At 56.0% G+C, this 24,447-nt stretch carries 20 protein-coding genes, 2 tRNA genes and 3 rRNA genes; 7 read left to right on the top strand and 18 right to left on the bottom strand.

Features of this window, described 5'->3' with window-relative positions:
* Window positions 1–31 precede the first annotated feature (31 nt).
* From flgL to flgB, 11 genes are all read right to left on the bottom strand, one after another.
* Window positions 32–1,270, bottom strand: a complete 1,239-nt coding sequence (gene flgL, locus RVM26_RS16450) for a flagellar hook-associated protein FlgL (protein WP_498939719.1) — start codon at window positions 1,268–1,270, stop codon at window positions 32–34.
* 15 nt (window positions 1,271–1,285) lie between these two features.
* Entirely contained in the window at window positions 1,286–2,944 is a 1,659-nt protein-coding gene (gene flgK, locus RVM26_RS16445) for a flagellar hook-associated protein FlgK (RefSeq protein ID WP_498939717.1), read from the bottom strand.
* Between the two features lie 67 nt (window positions 2,945–3,011).
* Complete coding sequence (flgJ, locus tag RVM26_RS16440; RefSeq protein ID WP_498939715.1) at window positions 3,012–4,025, bottom strand: flagellar assembly peptidoglycan hydrolase FlgJ; 1,014 nt, start codon at window positions 4,023–4,025, stop codon at window positions 3,012–3,014.
* Window positions 4,025–5,080 carry a flagellar basal body P-ring protein FlgI gene (locus tag RVM26_RS16435; protein WP_498941791.1) on the bottom strand — a complete coding sequence of 352 codons (1,056 nt, stop codon included), beginning with the start codon at window positions 5,078–5,080 and terminating at the stop codon, window positions 4,025–4,027. The genes flgJ and RVM26_RS16435 overlap by 1 nt, the downstream gene beginning before the upstream one ends.
* A 114-nt stretch (window positions 5,081–5,194) precedes the next feature.
* Window positions 5,195–5,884 (bottom strand): flagellar basal body L-ring protein FlgH, encoded by a 690-nt coding sequence (locus tag RVM26_RS16430; protein WP_287807804.1) that lies wholly within the window; start codon window positions 5,882–5,884, stop codon window positions 5,195–5,197.
* A gap of 38 nt (window positions 5,885–5,922) precedes the next feature.
* Window positions 5,923–6,705, bottom strand: a complete 783-nt coding sequence (gene flgG / locus RVM26_RS16425) for a flagellar basal-body rod protein FlgG (RefSeq protein ID WP_287807802.1) — start codon at window positions 6,703–6,705, stop codon at window positions 5,923–5,925.
* A gap of 30 nt (window positions 6,706–6,735) precedes the next feature.
* Window positions 6,736–7,494, bottom strand: coding sequence for a flagellar basal-body rod protein FlgF (gene flgF / locus RVM26_RS16420; protein ID WP_287807799.1), 759 nt, complete (start codon window positions 7,492–7,494; stop codon window positions 6,736–6,738).
* Between the two features lie 30 nt (window positions 7,495–7,524).
* On the bottom strand, window positions 7,525–8,742 hold the full coding sequence (gene flgE, locus RVM26_RS16415; protein ID WP_039180896.1) for a flagellar hook protein FlgE: 1,218 nt from the start codon (window positions 8,740–8,742) through the stop codon (window positions 7,525–7,527).
* Window positions 8,743–8,778: 36 nt separating this feature from the next.
* Window positions 8,779–9,468, bottom strand: coding sequence for a flagellar hook assembly protein FlgD (locus RVM26_RS16410; protein ID WP_039180897.1), 690 nt, complete (start codon window positions 9,466–9,468; stop codon window positions 8,779–8,781).
* A gap of 2 nt (window positions 9,469–9,470) precedes the next feature.
* A complete protein-coding gene (gene flgC / locus RVM26_RS16405; RefSeq protein WP_287807795.1) occupies window positions 9,471–9,881 on the bottom strand; it encodes a flagellar basal body rod protein FlgC in 411 nt (136 codons plus the stop codon).
* Between the two features lie 25 nt (window positions 9,882–9,906).
* Window positions 9,907–10,338 (bottom strand): flagellar basal body rod protein FlgB, encoded by a 432-nt coding sequence (flgB, locus tag RVM26_RS16400; protein WP_287807846.1) that lies wholly within the window; start codon window positions 10,336–10,338, stop codon window positions 9,907–9,909.
* 209 nt (window positions 10,339–10,547) lie between these two features.
* Between flgB and flgA the strand changes: the two genes are divergently transcribed.
* The 4 genes from flgA to RVM26_RS16380 all read left to right on the top strand — a co-directional run bounded on the left by flgA (window position 10,548) and on the right by RVM26_RS16380 (window position 12,356).
* Window positions 10,548–11,261: a flagellar basal body P-ring formation chaperone FlgA gene (flgA, locus tag RVM26_RS16395; protein WP_498939711.1), complete on the top strand. Its 714-nt coding sequence runs from the start codon at window positions 10,548–10,550 to the stop codon at window positions 11,259–11,261.
* 84 nt (window positions 11,262–11,345) lie between these two features.
* Window positions 11,346–11,612 carry a flagellar biosynthesis anti-sigma factor FlgM gene (flgM, locus tag RVM26_RS16390; RefSeq protein ID WP_096921695.1) on the top strand — a complete coding sequence of 89 codons (267 nt, stop codon included), beginning with the start codon at window positions 11,346–11,348 and terminating at the stop codon, window positions 11,610–11,612.
* A gap of 8 nt (window positions 11,613–11,620) precedes the next feature.
* On the top strand, window positions 11,621–12,070 hold the full coding sequence (locus RVM26_RS16385; protein ID WP_189462933.1) for a flagella synthesis protein FlgN: 450 nt from the start codon (window positions 11,621–11,623) through the stop codon (window positions 12,068–12,070).
* Between the two features lie 67 nt (window positions 12,071–12,137).
* Window positions 12,138–12,356, top strand: a complete 219-nt coding sequence (locus RVM26_RS16380) for a hypothetical protein (protein WP_287807786.1) — start codon at window positions 12,138–12,140, stop codon at window positions 12,354–12,356.
* A gap of 86 nt (window positions 12,357–12,442) precedes the next feature.
* On the opposite strand, the gene rrf is transcribed toward RVM26_RS16380, so the two are convergent.
* From rrf to lldD, 6 genes are all read right to left on the bottom strand, one after another.
* A 5S ribosomal RNA gene (gene rrf / locus RVM26_RS16375) occupies window positions 12,443–12,558 on the bottom strand.
* A gap of 133 nt (window positions 12,559–12,691) precedes the next feature.
* A 23S ribosomal RNA gene (locus tag RVM26_RS16370) occupies window positions 12,692–15,585 on the bottom strand.
* A gap of 244 nt (window positions 15,586–15,829) precedes the next feature.
* Window positions 15,830–15,905: transfer RNA gene (locus tag RVM26_RS16365), tRNA-Ala, on the bottom strand.
* Between the two features lie 114 nt (window positions 15,906–16,019).
* Window positions 16,020–16,096 (bottom strand) — tRNA-Ile (locus RVM26_RS16360).
* 85 nt (window positions 16,097–16,181) lie between these two features.
* Window positions 16,182–17,714 (bottom strand): 16S ribosomal RNA (locus RVM26_RS16355).
* The 16S, 23S and 5S rRNA genes sit together here with 2 tRNA genes alongside, the layout of an rRNA operon.
* A gap of 520 nt (window positions 17,715–18,234) precedes the next feature.
* Window positions 18,235–19,395, bottom strand: coding sequence for an FMN-dependent L-lactate dehydrogenase LldD (gene lldD, locus RVM26_RS16350; protein ID WP_287806685.1), 1,161 nt, complete (start codon window positions 19,393–19,395; stop codon window positions 18,235–18,237).
* 322 nt (window positions 19,396–19,717) lie between these two features.
* Here lldD and RVM26_RS16345 point away from each other — a divergent pair, with 322 nt between their 5' ends.
* The 3 genes from RVM26_RS16345 to RVM26_RS16335 are packed head-to-tail and all read left to right on the top strand — an operon-like array spanning window position 19,718 to window position 23,767.
* Complete coding sequence (locus RVM26_RS16345) at window positions 19,718–20,488, top strand: GntR family transcriptional regulator (protein ID WP_039183605.1); 771 nt, start codon at window positions 19,718–19,720, stop codon at window positions 20,486–20,488.
* The gene (locus RVM26_RS16340) at window positions 20,485–22,392 is read left to right on the top strand and encodes a sensor histidine kinase (protein ID WP_498939708.1); all 1,908 of its coding nucleotides are present in this window, start codon (window positions 20,485–20,487) and stop codon (window positions 22,390–22,392) included. Before RVM26_RS16345 ends, RVM26_RS16340 begins: the two co-directional genes overlap by 4 nt.
* Window positions 22,385–23,767 (top strand): sigma-54-dependent transcriptional regulator, encoded by a 1,383-nt coding sequence (locus RVM26_RS16335; RefSeq protein ID WP_287806680.1) that lies wholly within the window; start codon window positions 22,385–22,387, stop codon window positions 23,765–23,767. The genes RVM26_RS16340 and RVM26_RS16335 overlap by 8 nt, the downstream gene beginning before the upstream one ends.
* Here RVM26_RS16335 and RVM26_RS16330 read toward each other — a convergent pair.
* The gene (locus RVM26_RS16330; RefSeq protein ID WP_498939705.1) at window positions 23,743–24,414 is read right to left on the bottom strand and encodes a metal-dependent hydrolase; all 672 of its coding nucleotides are present in this window, start codon (window positions 24,412–24,414) and stop codon (window positions 23,743–23,745) included. The genes RVM26_RS16335 and RVM26_RS16330 overlap by 25 nt on opposite strands.
* Window positions 24,415–24,447: the final 33 nt, after the last annotated feature.

Below are 24,447 nucleotides of genomic sequence, written 5' to 3'. Positions count from 1 at the left end.
CTGGGCGTTTATCAACGTGACAAGACATGTGTCACATGTAATCGAACAGCGACATTCCCTTGACATCGACGAACGCACGCTGCGCTGCCTGCAAGCCTATCTGTCGCAGGCTGTATTCGGAGATCGCCGCGGCATAATCAAGGTCTACAAGATCAGATAGCGTTTGTTCATAGTTGAGCATCCGGTTGCTGCCCACCGCATCGATGACATCCAGTTCATTGAGCCTTGCGCCAGCAGAAGCGCGTACCGTCAATACATTATCCAGCGCATTGTCCAGGTCGCGCATGGAAGTGTTCAGCGTATTGCGAAGCATGGCTTTTTGACTGCCACTTTCTGCTGGCGTCTCCAACACTCGGATCGCCGCTTCCATGGTGCGGAACAAGTCCGCAGGCCGTTGTTCGCTGCCGGAACGTGCGATAAGAATTTCATCGCCTGCTTCTGAGGCCCCGCGCAGCGTGATATTGACACCACCAAAGCTCAACTGCTGACCATCGGGATCGTAGGGCTGGTCCGTTTGGCCAACAACCTCTTCCCAGCCCGAGCCATCGAAGCGCTCCAGAGTATACGTGGGAGCGTCAGCATCTCCCTCGAACCTGACACGGAAACTAGCTCCGTAATCAGGGTCGTTGACATTCACTACCTGCGGGCCGCTGATCACAACGCTACCCTGGTTCGCCACGTTGGCTTCAGCTATGTAGCCTGCACCACTGGGAACTTGCTGAAAAATGGTCACACCATTCTCGGTGACCGGCATTAGCCGCGAAGCATCAACACGTTGCTCACGGCCATTGCTGTCGCCGACATACTCGACGCTGCCATCAGCCGACTTCACAAATGGCGGAGCGTTATCCTTGTAGCCGCCAAAAATATAGCGACCGTTGCCATCCGTTGCATTTGCCTGACCTATCAAGGTTTCGTAGATCCCTTTTAGCTCACTGGCAATCGATTCACGGTCAACATCACTTAGCGTGTCACTGGATGCTTGAACCAATAATGTTTTGGCGCTTATAACGGCATCGCTGATACTGTTTAGAATGCTTTCCGTCTGCGACAACGCATTTCGCGCCGACACACGAGCATCAGCATACTGTTGAGTCATTGCCTTCGACTGGTCTACTCCAACGGCACGTGATGCGGCCTGCGGGTCATCAGATGGATTGACTACACGCCGGCCACTGGCAATTTGCTGGCTCGTTTTCAGGAACTCGTTCTGCTGACGGTTGATAGAAGCCGTACTCTGCTCGAACATGGTGACCGTACTAACACGCATCGCCTAAGCCTCTTGTTAATTCCGCAAGTTCAAAATGGTGTCCATGATCGTACCGGCCGTATCGATCACGCGCGCGTTGGCCTGATAGAACTGCTGGAAGCGAATCAGGTTGGCCGCTTCTTCATCCAGGTTCACACCGGACTCTGATTGCTGTACGGCACGTAATTGATCCGTCAGCCCTTGCCGAGCATCGAGATTGACTTGCGTGATATTGGTCCGGTTACCCACATCGCTGACCATGGCGCCGTAAGCACCACTCACGGATGCATTGCCGCCCACGATATTCAAGCTCTGGAGATTCTGCAGTGCCAGTGCGTTGCGGTTGTCTCCGGCACCAGCGGCTACCCAGTCAGCAGGATCATCATCAGGGTTGACTGGCTGACCAGCGGCGATCTTGTCGAGGTCATTGATATTGACCTCCATACCGTTGGCCGCGCGGCGCACTGGCTGGATCTCGAATTGGTCACCATTGGCAGGCACATTGCTGAACGAGATGGAAATACCGCCAAACGTCAGCGTACTGTTAGCCGCATCCCAACCACTGCCAATATCCACGGTTGCGCCACTGTCCTTGCGGATGACCGACGGCGCCCCTCCCTCGAAACTGACGGTATAATCCGTGGCACGTAGTTGATCTATGGTGTCCGCATCGAACGCAATGGCATCGATGGTCACGGCACTGTTGTCTGGATAGCTGTAGGCTTGGGGAGCGCGTACATTGAAGAAATCTTCTCCAGCGACGCCCTCGAGATCTACCCCTTGCCGATGCTGTTCGTTGAAAGCCACGGACAGTGATACGGCAAGCTGGCCTACTTGGCTTTGTGTCTTGTCCAGTGTTTCAGACCGGAAGGTCATCAACCCTCCCAGGGCGCCTCCAGTGATGGTACTTTCATTCAACGCCACCAGATTACCACCACCGTCTCGGTATCCCACGATGGTACGCTGGGGGTCATAATCGGCCTGCATCGGCTCCAGCTTGAATGCGTTCGTACCTGTCACCAATGGCTGCCCGTTCGGCAGACTGATGCTGTAGGTTTTACCATCTTGCACATTCAGGCGCAGATCCATACGTTCGTTCAGCTCGGAAACCAGGTAATCACGCTGGTTCAGCAAACTGTTGGGGGCCTCCCCCGTTCTTGCTCGCGCAAGGGCAATTTCACGATTGAGTCCCGCTATTTGTTCAACCGTATTGTTGACTTGGGTAATTTCGTCCTTGATCTGGTTATTGATGTTGCTCTGCATGTCCTGCAAATAACCATCGAAAGAACGGAACTGAGCACTCAAGGTATTCGCCGTACCCAGCACGCCCTGACGAGCGGCAGGGTCTGAGGGAGAACTGGCCAGATCCTCCAGAGACGAGAAAAAGGTCTGCATCAACGGCGAGAGGCCTGCATCTCGATCAGCAAGCAAGTTGTCAATCTGGGACACTTGGTTGTAATAGGTAGACAGTGCGCTGGACTGAGTCTTGGCGTTATTGAGCTGATTGGCTACGTAGGTATTGAACTGACGCTCGATATCGTTGACACGTACGCCACCGCTAGTCCTCCCCTCACCCAGAATGGTGAGTTCGCGGTTATAGCTCGGTGTATATACGTTACTGATATTGTTACTGGTCGTATTCAAGGCATTCTGCGCAGCATTCAGGCCGCTCAAGCCGATCGAAAACATGCTCATGGTTCAATTCCTTAGGCCGATATCTGATTATCGGCAATGCGCAGAAAAACTTGAATACCCCGCCATGCTAGCGAGCATCCGCCAACAAGTTGCTGGGTGTGCCGAGGGGGCCCATGGTGTTCATCACCGCGATCAACTTCTCGGCATAACGTGGGTCGGTCGCATACCCACCGCGCTGAAGTGCATGTGCGGCCTGCTCTGGTGAGCCTGCCTGCACGACACCCGCATACCGAGGGTTATTGCCAATCAACCGGGCATAATCGGTAAACGCATGCTCGAACGAGTCATAGACACGAAAAGCATCGACGACCTGTGTGCGTCGACCGTTCACGTACTCATGGGTCACGATGTCGGTGGTCTTGCCCTGCCAATGGCTACCGGCTTTGATACCAAATACGTTGTAGCTGTTATGCCCTTGCTGGGTGGCTATCTCATGCCTTCCCCAACCGGTTTCCAGCGCCGCCTGGGCAAGAATCAACTCAGCAGGGACACCCGTGGCCGCACTCGCCGCTTTCGCAGGCATCGCCAGCGTGTTCATGAAACGCTCGACGTGTTCATGCGGATGAGCCGCTCGCGGGGTGGCGGCCTGGCTCTCGACCTGACGAGACTCGCGCTGACGAACGATATCCAGCTCGTGATAGAAACGACCATTGCCGGTGTTGTCATCACGCCATGCTTCTGGTGGCTGAAGCGGATTATCCAGCACTCTGGGTGTCCCACGAGGTATGCCGGCGATCAGTGCTTGAAGTTCCTGGTCGGCATCCGACGCTTGGCCAATGGCACCTTGACGCTGCAACTGGTCGATCAAGGCATCCGCCAGCCCAATGCCGCGAGACGCCATGACCTGCGACCACTGCTGATCCATCATCGACTGATAAAAACTCATGTCACGGCTGTTCATCAGGCCTGACGTTGGCGTGGCATCGCGCATGCTTTTGACCATCATTTGAATGAACAGCGCTTCAAACTGCTGGGCAGCACCTTGCACACCCGCCTCGGGGTCGACCCGAGCGTTATGCTGAAGGCGCTGAAAGCCATTCATGTCCAATGCGAATTGGCTCGTCATGTCTCCCATGCTCATCAAATGATCTCCAGCTCGGCGCGTAATGAGCCAGAGGCCTTGAGCGCCTCGAGAATCGACATCAAGTCTTGTGGTGTCGCCCCGAGAGCATTCAGCGCATTGACCACTTCATTGAGCTGCGCGCCTTCGACGATCTGCAAATACGCCTCCTGCTGCTCGATGTTGATATCCGCATCGGGCACGACCACCGTTTCACCCTGGCCCAGTGGATTGGGCTGGCTTACCCCAAACTGGGTATCGATCATGATGGAGAGGTTGCCATGGGCGACCGCAGCACGACGCAGAGTCACCGCACTGTTCATCACCACAGAGCCGGTCCGCGCATTCAGGACCACGCGGGCAGGTGCTTCCGTAGGTGTCACTTGCACATTTTCGACACGCGCCATGAAGTTGACCCGCTCGTTGGCGTCCATGGGGCCATCCAGCGCAATCACCCGGCCATTTCTGGCATATGCCACTGAACGTCCAAACTCGCTGTTGATCGCCGAGACCATGCGTTGCACGGTGCCAAAATCAGCGTCGTTGAGCTGCAGTTCCAGCGCGCCACCATTGCCACCCAGGTTGAGCGGCACTTCACGCTCGACCAGAGCACCATTGGGGATCCGGCCAGAAGATTGCTGATTGATCTGTACGCTACTGCCACCCGCCTGAGCGCCGGCACCACCCACCAGCATATTGCCCTGAGCAATGGCATAGGTATCGCCATCGGCACCTTTCAAAGGCGTCATCAACAGCGTACCGCCACGTAAGCTGCTGGCATTGGCGATGGACGACACCACGACATCGAGTCGTTGGCCAGGCCTGGAGAACGGCGGCAAGTCGGCGGTCACCATGACGGCCGCGACATTACGCAGCTGCAGGTTGGTACCCGGAGGCACGGTGACACCTAGCTGGGAAAGCATGTTCGTCAAGCTCTGGCTGGTGAAAGGTGCTTGCGTGGTCTGGTCACCGCTGCCATCCAAGCCTACGACCAGGCCATACCCCACCAGCTGGTTGTCGCGAACGCCAGCAAAGCTCGCTAGCTCGCGCACCCGCTCGGCGTGTGCTGGCAGCATCACAAAACAGAGAGCCAACAGAGTCGCGAAGCGCGCGGTTGCTTGAATCCGTTGATACATCTTCCACTGCATAGCCATTTCACCAGGTCTCTGTTGTCGAGCTTGTTGACACGCCTAGAACGGCGACACATTCAGGAAAAAGCGCTGCAGCCACCCCATGTGCTGCGCTTCGTTGATATAGCCATCGCCCACGTACTCGATACGCGCATCGGCGACTTGAGTCGACGGCACGGTGTTTTGCGCGGTAATCGTGCGGGGATTCACGACACCGGAGAAACGAATGAACTCGGTGCCCTGATTGATCGCAATCTGCTTTTCACCGCGCACGCGCAGGTTCCCGTTATTCATGACTTCCAACACGGACACGGTAATCGTACCGGTAAACGTATTGTTGGCTTGTGAGCCGCCACCGCCTGCAAAGTCACTGGCACCTCCGATATCGAAACCGTACTCCGCCAGCGCATCCAACACGTCGGGTAGCTGGGCCAGGTTAAGACTTGCACTGCCCGAGCGGTTGGCATTGGACTGAGAATTCTTACTAGCACTGACTTCTTCATCCAGCACAATGGTCAGAATGTCTCCTATCGTGCGCGGCCGACGATCTTCAAAAAGCGGCTGATAGCCGCGACGCGCCTGATAAATAGAGCCATTAGGAACAGGTGGCGGACGGTCGATGATAGTGATCTGCTCTTGCTCGCCGACTACCGAGGCGCGTGGTACCTGCGCACACCCTGCCGCCATCAGAATGAACACGGCCATTCCAACGAGCGCCAAACGGCGCAAACTGCCATGAAGTTCTAACATAACGCGACCCTATCTCTATGCTCTACGAATCGGCAGCATTAGAGCTGGCTCAAGCGCGCCAACATCTCATCGCTGGTGGAAATGGCGCGGCTATTGATTTCATACGCGCGCTGCGTCTGAATCATATTGACCATCTCTTCAACGACATTGACGTTAGACGTTTCGACATACCCCTGGAACAGACGGCCAGCGCCATTGTTACCCGGTACATTCTGGTTGGGCGCACCTGACGCACCGGTTTCCAGATACAGGTTGCCACCGATGCTTTCCAGACCCGCCGGGTTGATGAACGAAGCGACGTTGATCTGGCCGATGTCTGCATCCTGAGCAATACCCGGCTGACGAACGCTCACGGTCCCGTCTTCACCAATCGTGATTGCCAGTGCATTGGCAGGGATAAAGATGGCGGGTTCGAGGGGGTAACCATTCGCCGTGACCATCTGACCATTTTCATTCAACTGAAAGTTACCGTCGCGAGTATAGCCAATGGTGCCATCGGGCAATAACACCTGGAAAAAGCCCTCTCCATTGATGGCCAGGTCACGAGAATTGCCGGTCTCTTCAAGGCCACCCTGTGTGTGCAAGCGCTCTGTGGCAACAGCACGCACACCGGTCCCTATCTGCATGCCCGAGGGCAGTCGGTCCTGAATGTTGTTCTGCGCACCGGGTTGGCGCATGTTTTGATACAGCAAATCTTCAAACACCGGACGAGAGCGCTTGAAACCGTTGGTGCTGACGTTCGCCAGGTTGTTGGAGATAACGTCGAGCTTGGTTTGCTGCGACTCCAACCCGGTTTTGGCAGTCCACAAAGACTTGATCATGACATTGTTCCCTTGGCTGAGTGGCTGCAGTTAGCCTTGAATCGATAGGATACTGTTGGCACGTTGAGCATTTTCATCGGCTGTGCTCAGCATTTTCATTTGCATGTCATAACGACGCGCCACGTCGATCATGGAAACCATGGCATCGACGGCACTGACATTGCTTCCTTCCAGTGCACCACTCACCAGACGTGCATTCTCGTCTGCTGGTAGCGCACCGGGCTCACCACCCTCATTGGGTGGCACTCTGAACAAGCCATCGTCTCCACGCACCAACGCCTGCTGGTCTGGCGTGACCAGCTTGATACGGCCAACGTCGACCATCGCCTCAGGCCCTTCGCCCTGGGGAATAGCACTGATGGTCCCATCGGCGCCAAAGGAGATCTGCGCGCCTTGAGGCACCGCAATGGGGCCCGCATCCCCCATCACTGGGCGGCCAACGCTTAGCAGCACGCCATCACTATCCAACTGCAGGTCGCCGCGCCGGGTATACGTCTCGGTGCCATCCTCCGCCAACACCGCCATCCAGGCATTGCCTTGCATGGCGACATCCAACATTCGGCCGGTACGCTCGATGGGGCCTTGCGAGAAGTCGGTTCCCGGCGTCGTGGTGACGGCCGACACACGGGTCGGCAACACGCCATCGCCTTGCACGGGCACTGAGCGTACCGCCTGCAGCTGGGCGCGAAACCCTGCCGTGGAAACGTTAGACAGGTTGTTGCTGACCACTGCCTGCTGGTCCATGGTGTGTTTTGCGCCACTCATGGCGGTGTAAAGCATACGATCCACAGCGTGCTCCTTAGCGCGATGACGCCACTATTAGAGGTTAATAATGGTCTGCAGGAGCTCGTCCTGGGTGCTGATGGTTTGCGAGTTCGCTTGATAGGCACGCTGCGCTACGATCATGTCAACCAGCTCTCTTGCCATATCCACGTTCGACGTTTCAATGGCATTGGGCTGGATCAGCCCTCTCAGGCCAGCACCGGGCGCTCCCAGAAGCTCTTGGCCCGAGGATGCCGTAGCAGCCCACAGGTTATCTCCATCGGGGCGCAGCCCTTCAGGATTACGGAACGTCACAAGAGTCACCTGGCCAGATGCGCGTGACTGCTCATTTGAATAGTTGCGCATCACCGTGCCATCTTCTTCGATGGTAATGCCTACCAAAGCACCCGATGAATAGCCGTCCTGAATGGTGTCATTGACCGTTGAGTCACTCGCGAACTGCGTTGTCCCCTCGAAGGACAGGTCGATATCGAGTTCAGCCAATGGGTTCCCCGCACCAAACTCACCATTGGCGAACACGGCATTATTGGCATTGTCCTGTGCAAGCGTGCCGTTCTGAGTAAATGACAGGCTGCCCAAGTCAATATCGTAGGTGTCAGCCCCTGCCGGCCCGCCGGACAGGCGGCCGTTGACATCCCATTCATTGGGTGCGGTTTTGGTAAAGTACAGCGTCAGGTTACGTGCATTACCCTGCGAATCGAATACCGTGGCATTCGTAGAGTAGTTATAGGTATTGGCGTTATTCGGGTTGAACGCCGCATCGATGACAGGCTGACCAGAGTTGAGGTTAAGCGATAACGACAGCTCTGATGTGGCATTGGCTTGCAGGTCGCCCGGCGGAATTTGCAGAGGAATGACGTTGCCGCCCTCTTGCACGTTACCATCGGCATCGGCTGGATAGCCCATGATTTGGGCGCCCTGCGCATTGATCAATCGACCATCTGCGGTCATGGTCAACTGCCCATTGCGTGAGTAGGCTATTTCACCATTGGTTTGCTGAAAGCGGAAAAAGCCTTCACCGGCAATGGCCAGGTCCAGGTTACGCGTGGTGGACTCGATGTTACCCTGGCTAAAATCCTGCAAAACTGCCGAAGTACGAACGCCCAACCCCACCCGGGAGTTAGCGAAGACATCGGCAAACTGGACATTCGAATTCTTGAAACCCACTGTTTGCGAGTTGGCAATATTGTTACCAACGACGCCCAATTTTTCTTGCTGAGCATTTAAGCCGCTAAGTGCTTGAGTGAAACTCATGATATTCCCCTGAAAATAGTGACGGCTAGCGAGTCATCAAAGAATTTGTTTGATCTGGTCGAGCGTGACCTGGCCATAAATAGCGCCTAGATCAAGCCGAACATCACGGCCCCCAGCACCAGGAGATACTCCTTGTACCAAGGCATAGTTGAGTGGCTTGGCTTCCAGCAGCTCTCCATCGGCATTGGTGGCCCTGAAGTTGACGCGATAAGCACCGGCTGGAACAGCTTCGCCAGCGTTGGTAGTACCTCCCCAACTAAACGACTCGACGCCCGCGGCTACTCGTCCCAGATTATTGGTGTAGACGACTTCACCCGACTGACTGGTCACCGTCACTTCTACTTTTTCAGCGGGAGCACTGAGTTCGATACCAAAGGGCGTGGCATACGTGCCGTTTTCAGCATCGGAGCTCACCATGACGTTGTTACCAGGCACCAGAACGGCCTTGTCGATCAATCCTGCCGCTTGCAACGTCTGCGCAGCGTCCATTTGCTGGGTAATACCGTTCAGCGTCGTATTCAGTTCTTCGATACCGCTGACGGTATTGATTTGTGCCAACTGAGAGGTCATCTCAGCATTGTCCATGGGATTGAGTGGATCCTGATTTTGCAACTGAGTAATCAATAGGGTCAGGAAGCTTTCACGCAATTCCTGGGACTGTCTGGCAGGCATGCCGCTTGAGCCGCCGCCATTAACCGCGTTAATGACACTGGTATCAATATTCATGATCAGCCCTCACCCAGCGACAGTGTTTGAATCATCATTTGCTTGGTGGTATTGAAGACCTCGACGTTCGCCTGATAGGAGCGCGATGCCGAAATCATATTGACCATCTCATGGACCGGCTCAACATTCGGCTTAGCAACGTAGCCATCTTCATCAGCCGCTGGGTGGTTCGGCATATACTCCATGCGCAGCGGTGAATCGTTTTCCACAACCTCAGTAACCCGGACGCCGCCGACACCGTAGCGGTTAGACTGTGCCTGGGTTTCAAACATCACCTGCTTTGCGCGGTAGGTTTCACCATCGGGCCCTGCCACGCTATCGGCATTCGCCATGTTGCTGGCCGTGACGTTCATCCGCTGGGCTTGGGCGCTCATGGCGGAACCGGCAATCTCGAACGCTGAAAACATCGACATCGCTTATTTTTCTCCTATTACTAGGTTATTCAGGTTGCATCGCATTTTTCAGGCCCTGAATACGACGGTTCATCATGGTGAGCGCCGCCTGGTAGCGCACAGCGTTATCCGCGAACTGGGTTCGCTCACGGTCCATGTCAACGGTGTTACCATCCAGGCTCGGCTGATCAGGAACACGATAGAGCAGCTCGGTGTTTCCAGCACCACGCCATGCGGGGCCTTCTCCTGCCAAGTGCTGTTCGGAGGTGCGCACTAACGCCAAGCCGCCATTTGGCTGCTGTTGAGACTGTCCGCCTTCAACGGCTTTTTTCAGCTCACTAGCAAAGTCAATGTCGCGCGCCTTATAGTTGGGCGTATCCGCATTGGCAATGTTAGCGGCTAGCACTTGGTGACGTGCTTGGCGCAGGCCCAGCGCCTGCTGGTGAAAATTAAAGGCAGATTCAAGCTGATCAATCATGCCGACCCTCGCTCGCCGTGAGGCAAAAATAAATCGGAAATTCTTGATCATGGATAATAGAGGCGAGGCTTTCATCTTAAAGCATGGAACAGGTAGCGTTTCCACCAGCATTTCCCATGATACGGTGGGTACTTTTGCATTACACTGCCGAGTCTATGCAGCATCCGGCCTGCGTAGACTCTGAGCTTTCACACTGAGTGGCCCTCTTCATGCTCCATGCGCTGTCTCTCGTTTCTGCCGCTGCCATGCGCAAACTATTAACACTCTTAGCATTAATAGTCATTGCTCTTCCTCATGGGGCACAGGCGAGTGACCTCTCGTTGGAAGAGAGCGTGCATATGTTCCTTTATCAGCATACCCAGGCACTGGGGCAGGAGGCGGTCATCACCGTCACGCCACCATCCCCACACCTGCCTGCTTGCGTTCAGCCGGACCCTTTTCTAGCCAATACCGCACAACCACCCGTGGGCAGAGTTTCGGTGGGCGTGCGCTGTGGCACCGATGGTCGCCAAGTCAGGTACATGCAAGCCCAGGTCGACGTCGTAGGTAGCTATGTTGTCGCGCTACGCGACATCGAGCGAGGTACACTCATCACTGCTGACATGCTGAGCCAGAGGGATGGCAACTTGAGCAATCTGGCACCACAAACGCTGACAGATCAAGCCGATATCATCGGCAAGGTAGCCCAGCGACCGATTCGTAGCGGTAGCTCTTTTCAGCCACACTTTCTACAGGCGCCGCATCTGGTTGAACGGGGCCAGCGTGTCACGGTCATAGCACAAGGGCCTGGTTTTCGTGTTTCTCGTGAAGGAGAAGCCATGGCCAACGGCGCACGAGGCGACATCATCAGAGTACGCTTTGGGAGTCGCGAAATCGCGACGGCACGTGTCATTGATCAAGGCATTTTAGTGGTGGATTTTTGATTCAGCACCTAAAGTCTTCATTGCCCAGGCCGATAGTTATTACACAGCCCGAGATGCCCAGACGTTGACGATGAGGCCCACAACGTGAAAATCGACAACCTTAATCCGCTGGTGCGCACCAACCAAGCACAGCAGCGTGAAGATACTCAAAAAATCACCGGCCCCAAGACACCGGACAGTGCTAACTCCGCCCGCGAATCGACGCAACTGAGTCAGTTCAGCGCGGATAGTAGCCAAGACATTGACATGGCCAAAGTGCAGGAAATCCGTGATGCCATTCGTGAAGGGCGCATGGAAATTCGTGCTGATCGCATTGCCGATGGCCTCATTGCAAACTTGAAAGAACTATAGTCCCGGTCATGAGCTTATCTCGCCTTCTTTCCAGCCAACTCCAGCGCCTTGACGATTTGATTGGATTGCTGACACATGAGCAAGAAGAGCTAACCAAGGGCAGCATCGATGGCGATGCACTCGCTGAACTTGCCCATAAAAAGCAGGTGCTGCTGGTCGAGTTGGAGCGTGTCGAAGTGCTGAGGCGTGGTGTACAGAACAAGCTTGGCTACCCGGAAGGCTCTCTAGGTGCTCGCCAGGCAGCCCATGATGCCGAGTGTTTACCTGTTTGGGAAAAGATGCTGGAAAAAGGTGAGCGAGTGGCTCGCATGAACGCCCTCACCGGACAAATGCTGTCTGTGCGCATGAAGCACAACCAGGAAATGCTTGATTATATTCGGCAAATCGCTGAAAAAACCCTCTACAAGCCTGATGGGCGTAATAGCGCTCAACCTGGGCGAATCAACGCCTCTGCTTAAAACATACCTGGACAACCTTTATACAAGACGCTTCAATTAGGCAATATAGTCTAACGCTGGAGTCGTCATGCTGCCTCATCTTCCCAAACAGTTCAATGCAGTGGTCACAGGGGCCAACGGCGGCATTGGCAACGCCATCTTGCAGCGTCTACTCTCGTCCTCTCAGCCTTACCACATCATCGCCGTCAGCCGCTCACCGCTGGGGCTGCAGCATGACAAAATCACCTCCGTGGTAGCGGATCTGACGACCAGCATTGGGCAGGAGAGCCCATCGAGTGGTAACTAAGATTTTTGAATATCAAGGTCTTTGAATATCAGCACACAGCAAAAAGCCCCGAACACAGTGTGCTCGGGGCTTTCTACGGGATAAGTGCCTGACGATGACCTACTCTCGCATGGGGAGACCCCACACTACCATCGGCGCTAAGCGGTTTCACTTCTGAGTTCGGCATGGGATCAGGTGGTTCACGCTCGCTATGGTCGTCAGGCGTAACAGGTAATGCATATCATGCTGGGGCGTCATTGACGTGTTGTGTGATCGTCTCTTTCCAGCAAGCGCTTTGGCTTGCTGCTGCGTATCCGGTTTTCGTTATCACTACGACCAGACCCCTTGGGTGTTATAGGGTCAAGCCTCACGGGCCATTAGTACACGTTAGCTCAACGCCTTGCAGCGCTTCCACACCGTGCCTATCCACCAGCTGGTCTCGCTGGGCCCTTCAGGAGGCTCTAGGCCTCAGGGATGTCTCATCTTGAAGGGGGCTTCCCGCTTAGATGCTTTCAGCGGTTATCCCGTCCGACCATAGCTACCCGGCAATGCCACTGGCGTGACAACCGGAACACCAGAGGGTCGTCCACTCCGGTCCTCTCGTACTAGGAGCAGCTCTTCTCAAACATCCAACGCCCACGGCAGATAGGGACCGAACTGTCTCACGACGTTCTAAACCCAGCTCGCGTACCACTTTAAATGGCGAACAGCCATACCCTTGGGACCGACTTCAGCCCCAGGATGTGATGAGCCGACATCGAGGTGCCAAACACCGCCGTCGATGTGAACTCTTGGGCGGTATCAGCCTGTTATCCCCGGAGTACCTTTTATCCGTTGAGCGATGGCCCTTCCATACAGAACCACCGGATCACTAGAACCTGCTTTCGCACCTGCTCGACGTGTCTGTCTCGCAGTCAAGCACCCTTATGCTCTTGCACTCATTGCACGATGTCCGACCGTGCTGAGGGTACCTTCGTGCTCCTCCGTTACGCTTTGGGAGGAGACCGCCCCAGTCAAACTACCCACCACACACTGTCCTCGATCCGGATAACGGACCTGAGTGAGAACGCCAATGATGCCAGGCTGGTATTTCAAGGTTGGCTCCCCTCGAACTGGCGTCCGAGGTTCAAAGCCTCCCAGCTATCCTACACAGGCAACATCAGCGTCCAGTGTGAAGCTATAGTAAAGGTTCACGGGGTCTTTCCGTCTAGCCGCGGGTACACCGCATCTTCACGGCGATTTCAATTTCACTGAGTCTCGGGTGGAGACAGCGTGGCCATCATTACGCCATTCGTGCAGGTCGGAACTTACCCGACAAGGAATTTCGCTACCTTAGGACCGTTATAGTTACGGCCGCCGTTTACCGGGGCTTCGATCAAGAGCTTCGGACGAATCCTAACACCATCACTTAACCTTCCGGCACCGGGCAGGCGTCACACCCTATACGTCCGCTTGCGCGTTAGCAGAGTGCTGTGTTTTTACTAAACAGTTGCAGCCACCTGGTATCTTCGACCGGTTCGGGCTTGGAGAGCAAGTCTCGTCACCCTACGCCGGCGTGCCTTCTCCCGAAGTTACGGCACCATTTTGCCTAGTTCCTTCACCCGAGTTCTCTCAAGCGCCTTGGGATTCTCACCCTGACCACCTGTGTCGGTTTGGGGTACGGTCGCACATGATCTGAAGCTTAGAGGCTTTTCCTGGAAGCGTGGCATCAATGACTTCGACACCGTAGTGTCTTCGTTTCGTGTCTCGGCCTTGAAGGGTCCCGGATTTACCTGAGACCCAAGCCTACTCACTTTCACCAGGACAACCAACGCCTGGCTCACCTAGCCTTCTCCGTCCCCCCATCGCAATCATGTCCGGTACGGGAATATTGACCCGTTTCCCATCGACTACGCCTTTCGGCCTCGCCTTAGGGGCCGACTCACTCTGCTCCGATTAGCGTCGAACAGAAACCCTTGGTCTTCCGGCGAGGGAGTTTTTCACTCCCTTTATCGTTACTCATGTCAGCATTCGCACTCGTGATACCTCCAGCATGCTTCTCAACACACCTTCATCGGCTTACACGACGCTCCTCTACCGCTCATCCGTAAGGATGAACCCGTAGCTTCGGTACCTGGTTTAGCCCCGTTACATCTTCCGCGCAGGCCGACTCGACTAGTGAGCTATTACGCTTTCTTTAAAGGATGGCTGCTTCTAAGCCAACCTCCTAGCTGTCTGAGCCTTCCCACATCGTTTCCCACTTAACCAGGATTTGGGGACCTTAGCTGACGGTCTGGGTTGTTTCCCTTTTCACGACGGACGTTAGCACCCGCCGTGTGTCTCCCACGCTGGCACTCACCGGTATTCGGAGTTTGCCTCGGGTTGGTAAGTCGGGATGACCCCCTAGCCGAAACAGTGCTCTACCCCCGGCGGTGATACGTGAGGCGCTACCTAAATAGCTTTCGAGGAGAACCAGCTATCTCCGAGCTTGATTAGCCTTTCACTCCGATCCACAAGTCATCCAAATCTTTTTCAACAGATCCTGGTTCGGGCCTCCAGTTGATGTTACTCAACCTTCACCCTGCTCATGGATAGATCGCTCGGTTTCGGGTCTATATCCAGCGACTGTGTCGCCCAGTTAAGACTCGGTTTCCCTACGGCTCCCCTATACGGTTAACCTCGCCACTGAATATAAGTCGCTGACCCATTATACAAAAGGTACGCAGTCACCCAACAAGTGGGCTCCTACTGCTTGTACGCACACGGTTTCAGGATCTATTTCACTCCCCTCTCCGGGGTTCTTTTCGCCTTTCCCTCACGGTACTGGTTCACTATCGGTCAGCCAGGAGTATTTAGCCTTGGAGGATGGTCCCCCCGTCTTCAGTCAAGGTTTCTCGTGCCCCGACCTACTCGATTTCACGTGATCAGATTTTCGACTACGGGGCTATCACCCGCTATGGCCAGACTTCCCAGTCTGTTCGTCTAATCAGTCACACGCTTAAGGGCTGGTCCCCGTTCGCTCGCCGCTACTAGGGGAATCTCGGTTGATTTCTTTTCCTCAGGGTACTTAGATGTTTCAGTTCCCCTGGTTCGCCTCTTACGCCTATGTATTCAGCGCAAGATACTCATCTTGTGATGAGTGGGTTTCCCCATTCAGAGATGTCCGGGTCACAGGTCGTTTGCCACCTCACCGAACCTTATCGCAGGCTACCACGTCTTTCATCGCCTCTGGCTGCCTAGGCATCCACCGTGTGCGCTTCATTGCTTGACCCTATAACCCGAAGGGGTCTGGGGTTCGCAATGATAACGATTGCCGGATACGCTTGAGACGTATCACAATACAATTTACGTAGAAACGCGTTCAACGCGTTTCTGTCAGCATGATATACATTGTTAAAGAGCGACTGTTCTATGAACAGTGATAAGACGACGCAGTGCGTTCTGGCTTATCAATGGTCACAAAACCAACAAACGGCACGAGAAGCACAGGAGGTATCACCTGGTACGACGCGATATGGTGGAGCCAAGCGGGATCGAACCGCTGACCTCCTGCGTGCAAGGCAGGCGCTCTCCCAGCTGAGCTATGGCCCCATCGTGTTATGCAAGACCAACCTCTTGTTATAAATTCCTCGCAGACACGTCAATGAACCGCACATTGCAGCAAGCTGCAGGGGGCGATGTCGTTGTTTCGGCGTAACAGGAATTTGGTGGGTCTGGGCAGATTTGAACTGCCGACCTCACCCTTATCAGGGGTGCGCTCTAACCAACTGAGCTACAGACCCAAGAGGGGTCGTGCGAAAACCGTTTGCTCTATCATCTGATCAGGTAATTCATTGTGAGCGCTTGCCGCGAGGGGAAGACATCGTTTAAGGAGGTGATCCAGCCGCAGGTTCCCCTACGGCTACCTTGTTACGACTTCACCCCAGTCATGAACCACACCGTGGTGATCGCCCTCTTGCGTTAGGCTAACCACTTCTGGTGCAGTCCACTCCCATGGTGTGACGGGCGGTGTGTACAAGGCCCGGGAACGTATTCACCGTGGCATTCTGATCCACGATTACTAGCGATTCCGACTTCACGGAGTCGAGTTGCAGACTCCGATCCGGACTGAGATCGGCTTTTCGGGATTGGCTCACTCTCGCGAGTTGGCAACCCTTTGTACCGACCATTGTAGCACGTGTGTAGCCCTACTCGTAAGGGCCATGATGACTTGACGTCGTCCCCACCTTCCTCCGGTTTGTCACCGGCAGTCTCCTTAGAGTTCCCGCCATTACGCGCTGGCAAATAAGGACAAGGGTTGCGCTCGTTACGGGACTTAACCCAACATTTCACAACACGAGCTGACGACAGCCATGCAGCACCTGTCTCTGCGTTCCCGAAGGCACTAAGGTATCTCTACCGAATTCGCAGGATGTCAAGAGTAGGTAAGGTTCTTCGCGTTGCATCGAATTAAACCACATGCTCCACCGCTTGTGCGGGCCCCCGTCAATTCATTTGAGTTTTAACCTTGCGGCCGTACTCCCCAGGCGGTCGACTTATCGCGTTAACTTCGCCACAAAGTGCGCTAGGCACCCAACGGCTGGTCGACATCGTTTACGGCGTGGACTACCAGGGTATCTAATCCTGTTTGCTACCCACGCTTTCGCACCTCAGTGTCAGTGTCAGTCCAGAAGGCCGCCTTCGCCACTGGTATTCCTCCCGATCTCTACGCATTTCACCGCTACACCGGGAATTCTACCTTCCTCTCCTGCACTCTAGCTTGACAGTTCCGGATGCCGTTCCCAGGTTGAGCCCGGGGCTTTCACAACCGGCTTATCAAGCCACCTACGCGCGCTTTACGCCCAGTAATTCCGATTAACGCTCGCACCCTCCGTATTACCGCGGCTGCTGGCACGGAGTTAGCCGGTGCTTCTTCTGTGAGTGATGTCTTTCCTGATGGGTATTAACCACCAGGCGTTCTTCCTCACTGAAAGTGCTTTACAACCCGAGGGCCTTCTTCACACACGCGGCATGGCTGGATCAGGGTTCCCCCCATTGTCCAATATTCCCCACTGCTGCCTCCCGTAGGAGTTCGGGCCGTGTCTCAGTCCCGATGTGGCTGATCATCCTCTCAGACCAGCTACGGATCGTCGCCTTGGTGAGCCGTTACCTCACCAACCAGCTAATCCGACATAGGCTCATCCGATAGCGGGAGCCGGAGCCCCCTTTCTCCCGTAGGACGTATGCGGTATTAGCCTGGGTTTCCCCAGGTTATCCCCCACTATCGGGCAGATTCCTATGCATTACTCACCCGTCCGCCGCTCGTCAGCGGGTAGCAAGCTACCCCTGTTACCGCTCGACTTGCATGTGTTAGGCCTGCCGCCAGCGTTCAATCTGAGCCATGATCAAACTCTTCAGTTTAAGATCAATGCGATCCTTACTCGCTGCCCGAAGGCAACAAAAGCGGATCAAACTTGGCTCAAGGTTCAAACGAATTCACTGCGATACTCCGAAGAGCATCTTGGTGTTCGCTTGCCTTGATATTGGGTGATGATTCACCCTCATCGGCAAGCGCCCACATGAATTACCTGATCAAATTGTTAAAGAGCAACTTTCTTAAGTTCGCTGCGGCCGGCTCGGTGACCTGAACCGTGTTGCCTCAGCGAGGAAGGCGTATTCTACGCATTCCGTGGTGTTTGTCAAGGGCTGTTTTCAGCGAATGAAGTGAGCGATCAATCCAACCAATAGATGACGCTAACTTCCTGACAAACCGAAGGTTTTTCAACCTTCTTCACCGCTGGCAACGCTTGGCGTCCCCGGCAGCGGATGCGTACTTTACGGATTCGCTGCCGGGTTGGCAAGGGCTTTCGTAAAATAATTTCACAGCCTTGCAGCACTGTATCTATTAGCGTCCTGACGACGCAGGCCGCGCTGTCCACAGCTACTCTTGCGGCAGCATCCGCAGAGCATTCGACACCAGCGACTCAGGCCCGAGATCCGCAATGGTACGCGCCCCGGTCAACGTCATGGCAACGCGCATTTCTTTTTCAAACAGCTCGAGCAGGTGGGTCACGCCAGCCTCTCCCGCTGTCGCCAGCGCATAGATGAATGCCCGACCAATAAGCACTGTATCCGCCCCCATGGCAATCATCCTGACGACATCCAGGCCACTGCGCACCCCAGAGTCTGCCAAAATCGCCAAGTCTCCTTTGACCGCATCCGCGATAGCAGGTAGGGCACGCGCCGAGGACGGCACGCCGTCCAGCTGACGACCACCATGGTTGGATACCACGATACCGTCTGCGCCAAATCTCACCGCATCCCGCGCATCCTCCGCATCAAGAATGCCCTTGATGATCATGGGCCCATCCCACTGCTCTCGAATCCACTCAAGATCCTTCCAGGAGATAGAAGGATCGAAGTTGTCGCCCAGCCAAGCAATGTAATCCTCGAGCTCGGTTGGCTTACCGCGATAGTCGGACACATTTCCCAAGTCATGCGGGCGACCATTGACACCCACGTCCCAGGCCCACAAGGGATGCAACGCCGCTTGCAGAATACGCCGTGTCGGGCCGTGCCTGCCGCTCATGCCGGAATGCGCATCACGATAACGCGCTCCGGGAACTGGCATATCCACGGTAAAGACGAGCGTCTTTACGCCAGCCTCCTTGGCGCGATCCAGCACATGCTTCATGAACCCACGGTCTTTCAGGACGTAGAGCTGAAACCAGATGGGCCGGTCAACCGCTGCCGCCACTTCGGCAATCGGACAAACCGACACAGTCGACAAGGTAAAGGGCACGCCTTTTTTGCTGGCCGCTCGGGCAGCCTGCACTTCACCCCGCCGCGCATACATACCTGCCAGCCCTACCGGCGCCAGCGCCAGCGGCATGGCAAGCTTTTCACCAAACAGCTCGGTTTCCAGAGAAAGCGAGGACATGTCCTTCAGCACCCGCTGACGTAGCGCAACATCACGCAGGTCATCCACATTGCGACGCAGAGTGTGCTCTGCGTACGACCCTCCATCCGCATAATGAAAAAGGAAAGGAGGAAGGCGACGCTTGGCAGCCTGGCGATAGTCCGTGGAGGCAGAAATGATCATGAAGCACCCTATGGAGAAATTGCGCTGTTATTGTTACGTCAACAAAAAAGCCATGCTTACATGCACTTGCGTACCTACGACTCTTTGGCATGCCAGCACTTCAGCCAGAATAAAAATTGGTTTTACCAATTTACAAAAAACAGAAACAACATTAGAGAGGCCTGCCTATCGTGTCAAACATAAAACATTAATCACGGCCTCCACGCCCACCATACTTTAGTTCAAAGAGCCAATTTCCGACGAGATTGATGCACTGCCTACGCTTGAGCAGAACACTTAATTTGCTTATTCTTGGTCTTACCAATTATTGGAGCTACTGTTCATGTCTTACCCGCCGCTCCGCCAGCAGCGCCTTGCCGATGTGATTACCGAACGCCTTGAAGGCATGATTCTGGAAGGAAGCCTGAAACCCGGGCAGCGCTTGCCCCCTGAAAGAGAACTGGCTGAGCGTTTTGGCGTATCCCGCCCCTCCTTGCGAGAAGCCATTCAGAAATTGGCTGCCCGCGGATTACTGAGCAGTCGCCAAGGCGGCGGCACCTTCGTCAACGAGACGCTCAACAGCGGCTATACCGACCCCTTGCTGGAAATGCTTTCCCGCCACAAGGAGTTTCACCTGGATCTGCTGGAGTTTCGCGATGCCATGGAGGGCATATCGGCCTACTATGCTGCACTGCGCTCGACACCCGCCGACAAAGCCGTGCTGATACAGCGCTTCGAGGAGTTGGACGGCGGTTTCGTCGGCGCCGACCCTGCACAGGAAGCCAAGCTGGACGCCGCGTTTCATTTGGCGATTGCCGAAGCAGCGCACAATGTCCTGCTCTTGCACACCATTCGCGGTATCTTCCATCTCCTGGAGCAGAGTATCGTGGATAATCTTGCGCACCTGTTTGCCAAGCCAGACTCCCGCTCACAGTTGATGAAGCAGCACCGAGCACTTCTCGATGCTATCCTGGATGGCCGCGCAGAAGATGCCCGAGCCCGCGCTCATGAACATCTGGTGTATGTGGAAGAGGGGTTACTCGAAATGGCCCGGGCGGAAACCCGCGCTCAGCGCGCATTACGCCGCGCCCAAGGCACGCGCACCTCCGCATGAGCTCATCCGGCACACGCTGGCGGCTTGCCTGGCTGCTGATCCTGCCGGTGGGGCTTGCGCTCTGCATGTGGCAAGCCGCACAGCTGGCTCGAGAGCAAGCGCTTGGCAATTTGCGTGACGACGCTGAAAACGAACTGCGCCTATCGGCAGCCAACTTGACGGGCTACCTGTCCCGTTATGATTACCTGCCCCAAATACTCTCTACCCGAGAAGGCATCCAGCGTTTCCTGGCCGCGCACGAAGGTCAGGACCCCATGCCGCTGAACCTGCTGCTGGACCGCTTTCGCTTTACGGCAGGTGTGTCGGACGTTTACCTGCTGGATCGCGACGCCTACACCATTGCGGCCAGCAACTGGCATCGCCCCAATACTTTCATTGGCCATAACTACGCCTTCCGCAGTTATTACACCGATGCCATTGCCGGTGGGCAGGGGCGTTTTTACGGTCTGGGTACGCAGTCACTGGAGCGGGGATACTACTTTTCTGCCCCCGTATGGCTGGACGATACATCACCCGACGCTACACCGGATGGTGTGCTGGTCATCAAAGTGCTGCTCGATGAGGTCGAAGAGAACTGGGCACAGCAAGATGCGGAGCTGTTTGTCACGGACAGCGACTCGATCATTTTCATGGCCAGCCAACCCGAGCTGCGCATGAATGCGCTTTACCCCCTCAACGAAGCGCAGCGCGAAAGCCTTCGCGCAACGCGTCGCTATGCCATCGAGCCGCTCGACCCCTCCGGCCTCGAGGTAGAGGCCCCCTATGGCCCCGACAGCTACCTTGTCAGCTTTGCCCATGGCCCGCTGCAGGGAGAGCGCTACCTCAGCTTGACGAGACCGCTACCGGAATTTGGCTGGCAGATGCATATTCTCAAGCCATTGAACTCGGTGATCAGCGCCCAGTGGGTGGCCGCCTTGATGGCAGGAGGCCTCTATGGCGTCGTTGCACTGGGCGCGGGCATCGGTTGGCAACGTTTACGGCTACGCCGAGAGCGGGAAGCCTTTGCCGAACGTGAACGACAGACTCTGGCGCGCGCGCGCGATGAGCTGGAAGCCAGCGTGGAGCGTCGAACACGCGATCTGGTGGCCAGCAATCAACGCCTTTCCGATGAAATCGAAGAGCGCCGCCGGGCAGAAGCCAATCTTCAGCAAACCCAGAACGAGTTGATACAAGCCGCCAAGCTGGCCGTGTTGGGCCAGCTGGCAGCAGGCATCAATCATGAGCTCAATCAGCCGCTGGCCGCCATCCGCGCCTATGCTGAAAATGCGCGCCGCTTCATCGAATTGACGCGCATCGAGAAAGCCGATGCCAATCTGGCGCAAATCGTCGAGCTGACCCAGCGCATGGCCGACATCAGTGCTCAGCTACGGCAATTTTCTCGCAAGAGCAGCGAACGGCACGAAACCATCTCTGTTCAGGCCTGCATCGAATACGCCCTCCGGCTGTTTCATAGCCGCCTGCGCGATGGCAATATCCAGGTCACGCCGCAGTGGCCGTCCGAGACTCTATGGGTAGAGGGGGATCTGGTACGCCTGGAACAGGTCATCGTCAACTTGATTGGCAATGCCATTCAGGCAATGAAAGACGCCGCCCAGCCCACACTCACACTGCAGGCCGAGGCCACGCCCCATCACGTGCATATCCATGTCATCGACAACGGCCCCGGCATCGCCGAACAACATGTCTCGCGAATCTTCGAGCCCTTTTTCACCACCAAGGCACCAGGCAGCGGCCTGGGACTAGGACTTTCCATCTCATCGCGTATCATGGAAGACTTGGGCGGCAAGCTGCAGGCCAGCAACCGAGCCGAGGGAGGCGCGTGCTTCACGATCTCCTTGCCGCGCACGCGTGTGCCGCCCCCCAGCGAGCTGCAGAGAGTAACGGAGAACAATAACCATGCATGAACCGTCGACACTGCCGGTCATGGTGATCGACGACGAGCCACACCTGCGTATCACCGCGAGCCAGACCCTGGAGCTGGCCGGCTACACCCCCTACTGCTTCGAATCCGCAGAGCAAGCGTTGGCAGCGTTGCCCGACGACTTTCCAGGCGTCATCGTCAGTGATATCCGCATGCCTGGCATGGATGGCATGGCCCTGTTGCATGAACTACACCATCGCGATGCCACCCTGCCGATCATTCTGATCACCGGCCATGGCGACATCTCGACGGCGGTAGAAGCGATGCGCGCCGGTGCCTGGGATTTTCTGGAAAAGCCTTTTGCGGGCGATCAACTGCTGGACGTCGTCAGACGCGGCATCGAAAAGCGCCAGCTGAGCCTGGAAAACCTGCGCCTGAAAGCCGAACTCGAAGTCCAGCACGCAGCACTCGGGCCTCGCCTGGTCGGCCGCACGCCAATCATTTCGCGCTTGGCAGCCATGATCCAGCGCATCAGCCAGGTAGAGGCCGATGTCTTGCTGTTTGGCGAAACTGGAACGGGGAAAGATCTGGTGGCTCGTGCGATCCATGAACGCAGCGCCCGCCGCAATAATCCGTTCGTGGCCATCAACTGCGGCGCCGTGCCGGAAAACACCATCGAATCAGAGCTGTTTGGCCACGAGAAAGGCGCTTTCACGGGGGCCGTGGAGCGGCGTATCGGCAAGTTCGAACATGCCAACGGCGGCACGGTGTTTCTGGACGAGATCGAGTCCATGCCCATGGCGCTGCAGGTCAAACTGCTGCGCGTACTGCAGGAACGCAGCGTCGAACGCCTGGGGGCCAACGAAGCCGTGCCGCTCGATATTCGCGTCATTGCCGCCACCAAAGTGGATCTCAAGGTGGCCGCCGACGACGGGCTGTTTCGCGAAGACCTCTACTACCGCCTCAATGTGGTCACTCTGCCCCTGCCCGCCCTGCGCGAACGGCGAGAAGACATCCCGCTCCTTTTTCAACACTTTGCCGTGGTCGCCGCCAACCGTAGCGGGCTGGAAGCGCCGACGCTGGACAGCCCGGCCATTGCCGCCCTGCTGGCCCACGACTGGCCAGGCAACGTGCGTGAGCTGCGCAATTTGGCAGAACGCTACGTTTTGCTGGGTGCGGCTTTCGACTATCGTCTGGACGCCTTGCTGGAGGGCGTCGCCGCAGATACCCATGAACCCTCGCTACCGCGCCAGGTAGAACTGTTCGAAAAGAGCCTCATCAGCCAGTCACTGGCGCGCCACCATGGCCGCGTAACGGAGGTGTGTCGCCACTTGGGCATCCCGCGCAAGACGTTCTACGACAAGCTCAAAAAACACGGTTTGAGTGCTGACGATTATCGCCACAGCAGTGATCCCTGATGCATCAACTCCAGCAGCACTCCCCAGGGCGGCACCCAGGGTATCAGCACCAGCATGGCAATGAGCATCAATAGATTGGAGAGCGGGCGCCGGCTGTCACCCAGCTTGAGCGCCGTACCAAACGAGCGCTTCAGCCGCGCCCCCTCCAGATCGACACTGAACAGCTCATCCAGCCCCAGGTGGATGATAAACCCCACCAGTACCGCGGCCCCGTGCGACCAGGCCAACCAGGCGGGTTGCTCCAGCAGATGAAAGCTGAGCGCCGCCGTCGCCAAGGCGCACAGCCCTGCCGCCATCAGCGAATGCCAGATACCTCGGTGAACGGTCAATCTGGAGAAAAGAATCGCGGCCAGGTAGCGCACTGAGAAATAGATACCGCCACAAGCCACCAGCAGCAGTCCAGGCGTCAACCAAGGCTGCAGCATCAACACCCCCAATACCAGGGTAGGTACCGACAACAGGTTGAAAATCAGACGAATAGAGCGAGAGCGGTCTGCATCTATGTCGGGCAGGATGCCGCCGAAGGCAACCAGCGCAATGATCAGCAAGGATTGCGACGCGGGCCACCACTGCGCCTGCCAGCCCATATAGGCCATGAGCGTGCCGCCTGCGGCGGCCACCGTGATGTGCGTGCGAAAGTTGGCCATGTCGTGGCACTCTGAAAAACTGGATAAATTACC

Origin of the sequence: Halomonas sp. KM072, assembly GCF_050710315.1 — a bacterium.
GTDB classification, from domain to species: Bacteria; Pseudomonadota; Gammaproteobacteria; order Pseudomonadales; family Halomonadaceae; genus Vreelandella; species Vreelandella hamiltonii.
Note: the sequence above shows the minus strand (reverse complement) of the source record. Positions and strands in the feature narration are given on the sequence as shown.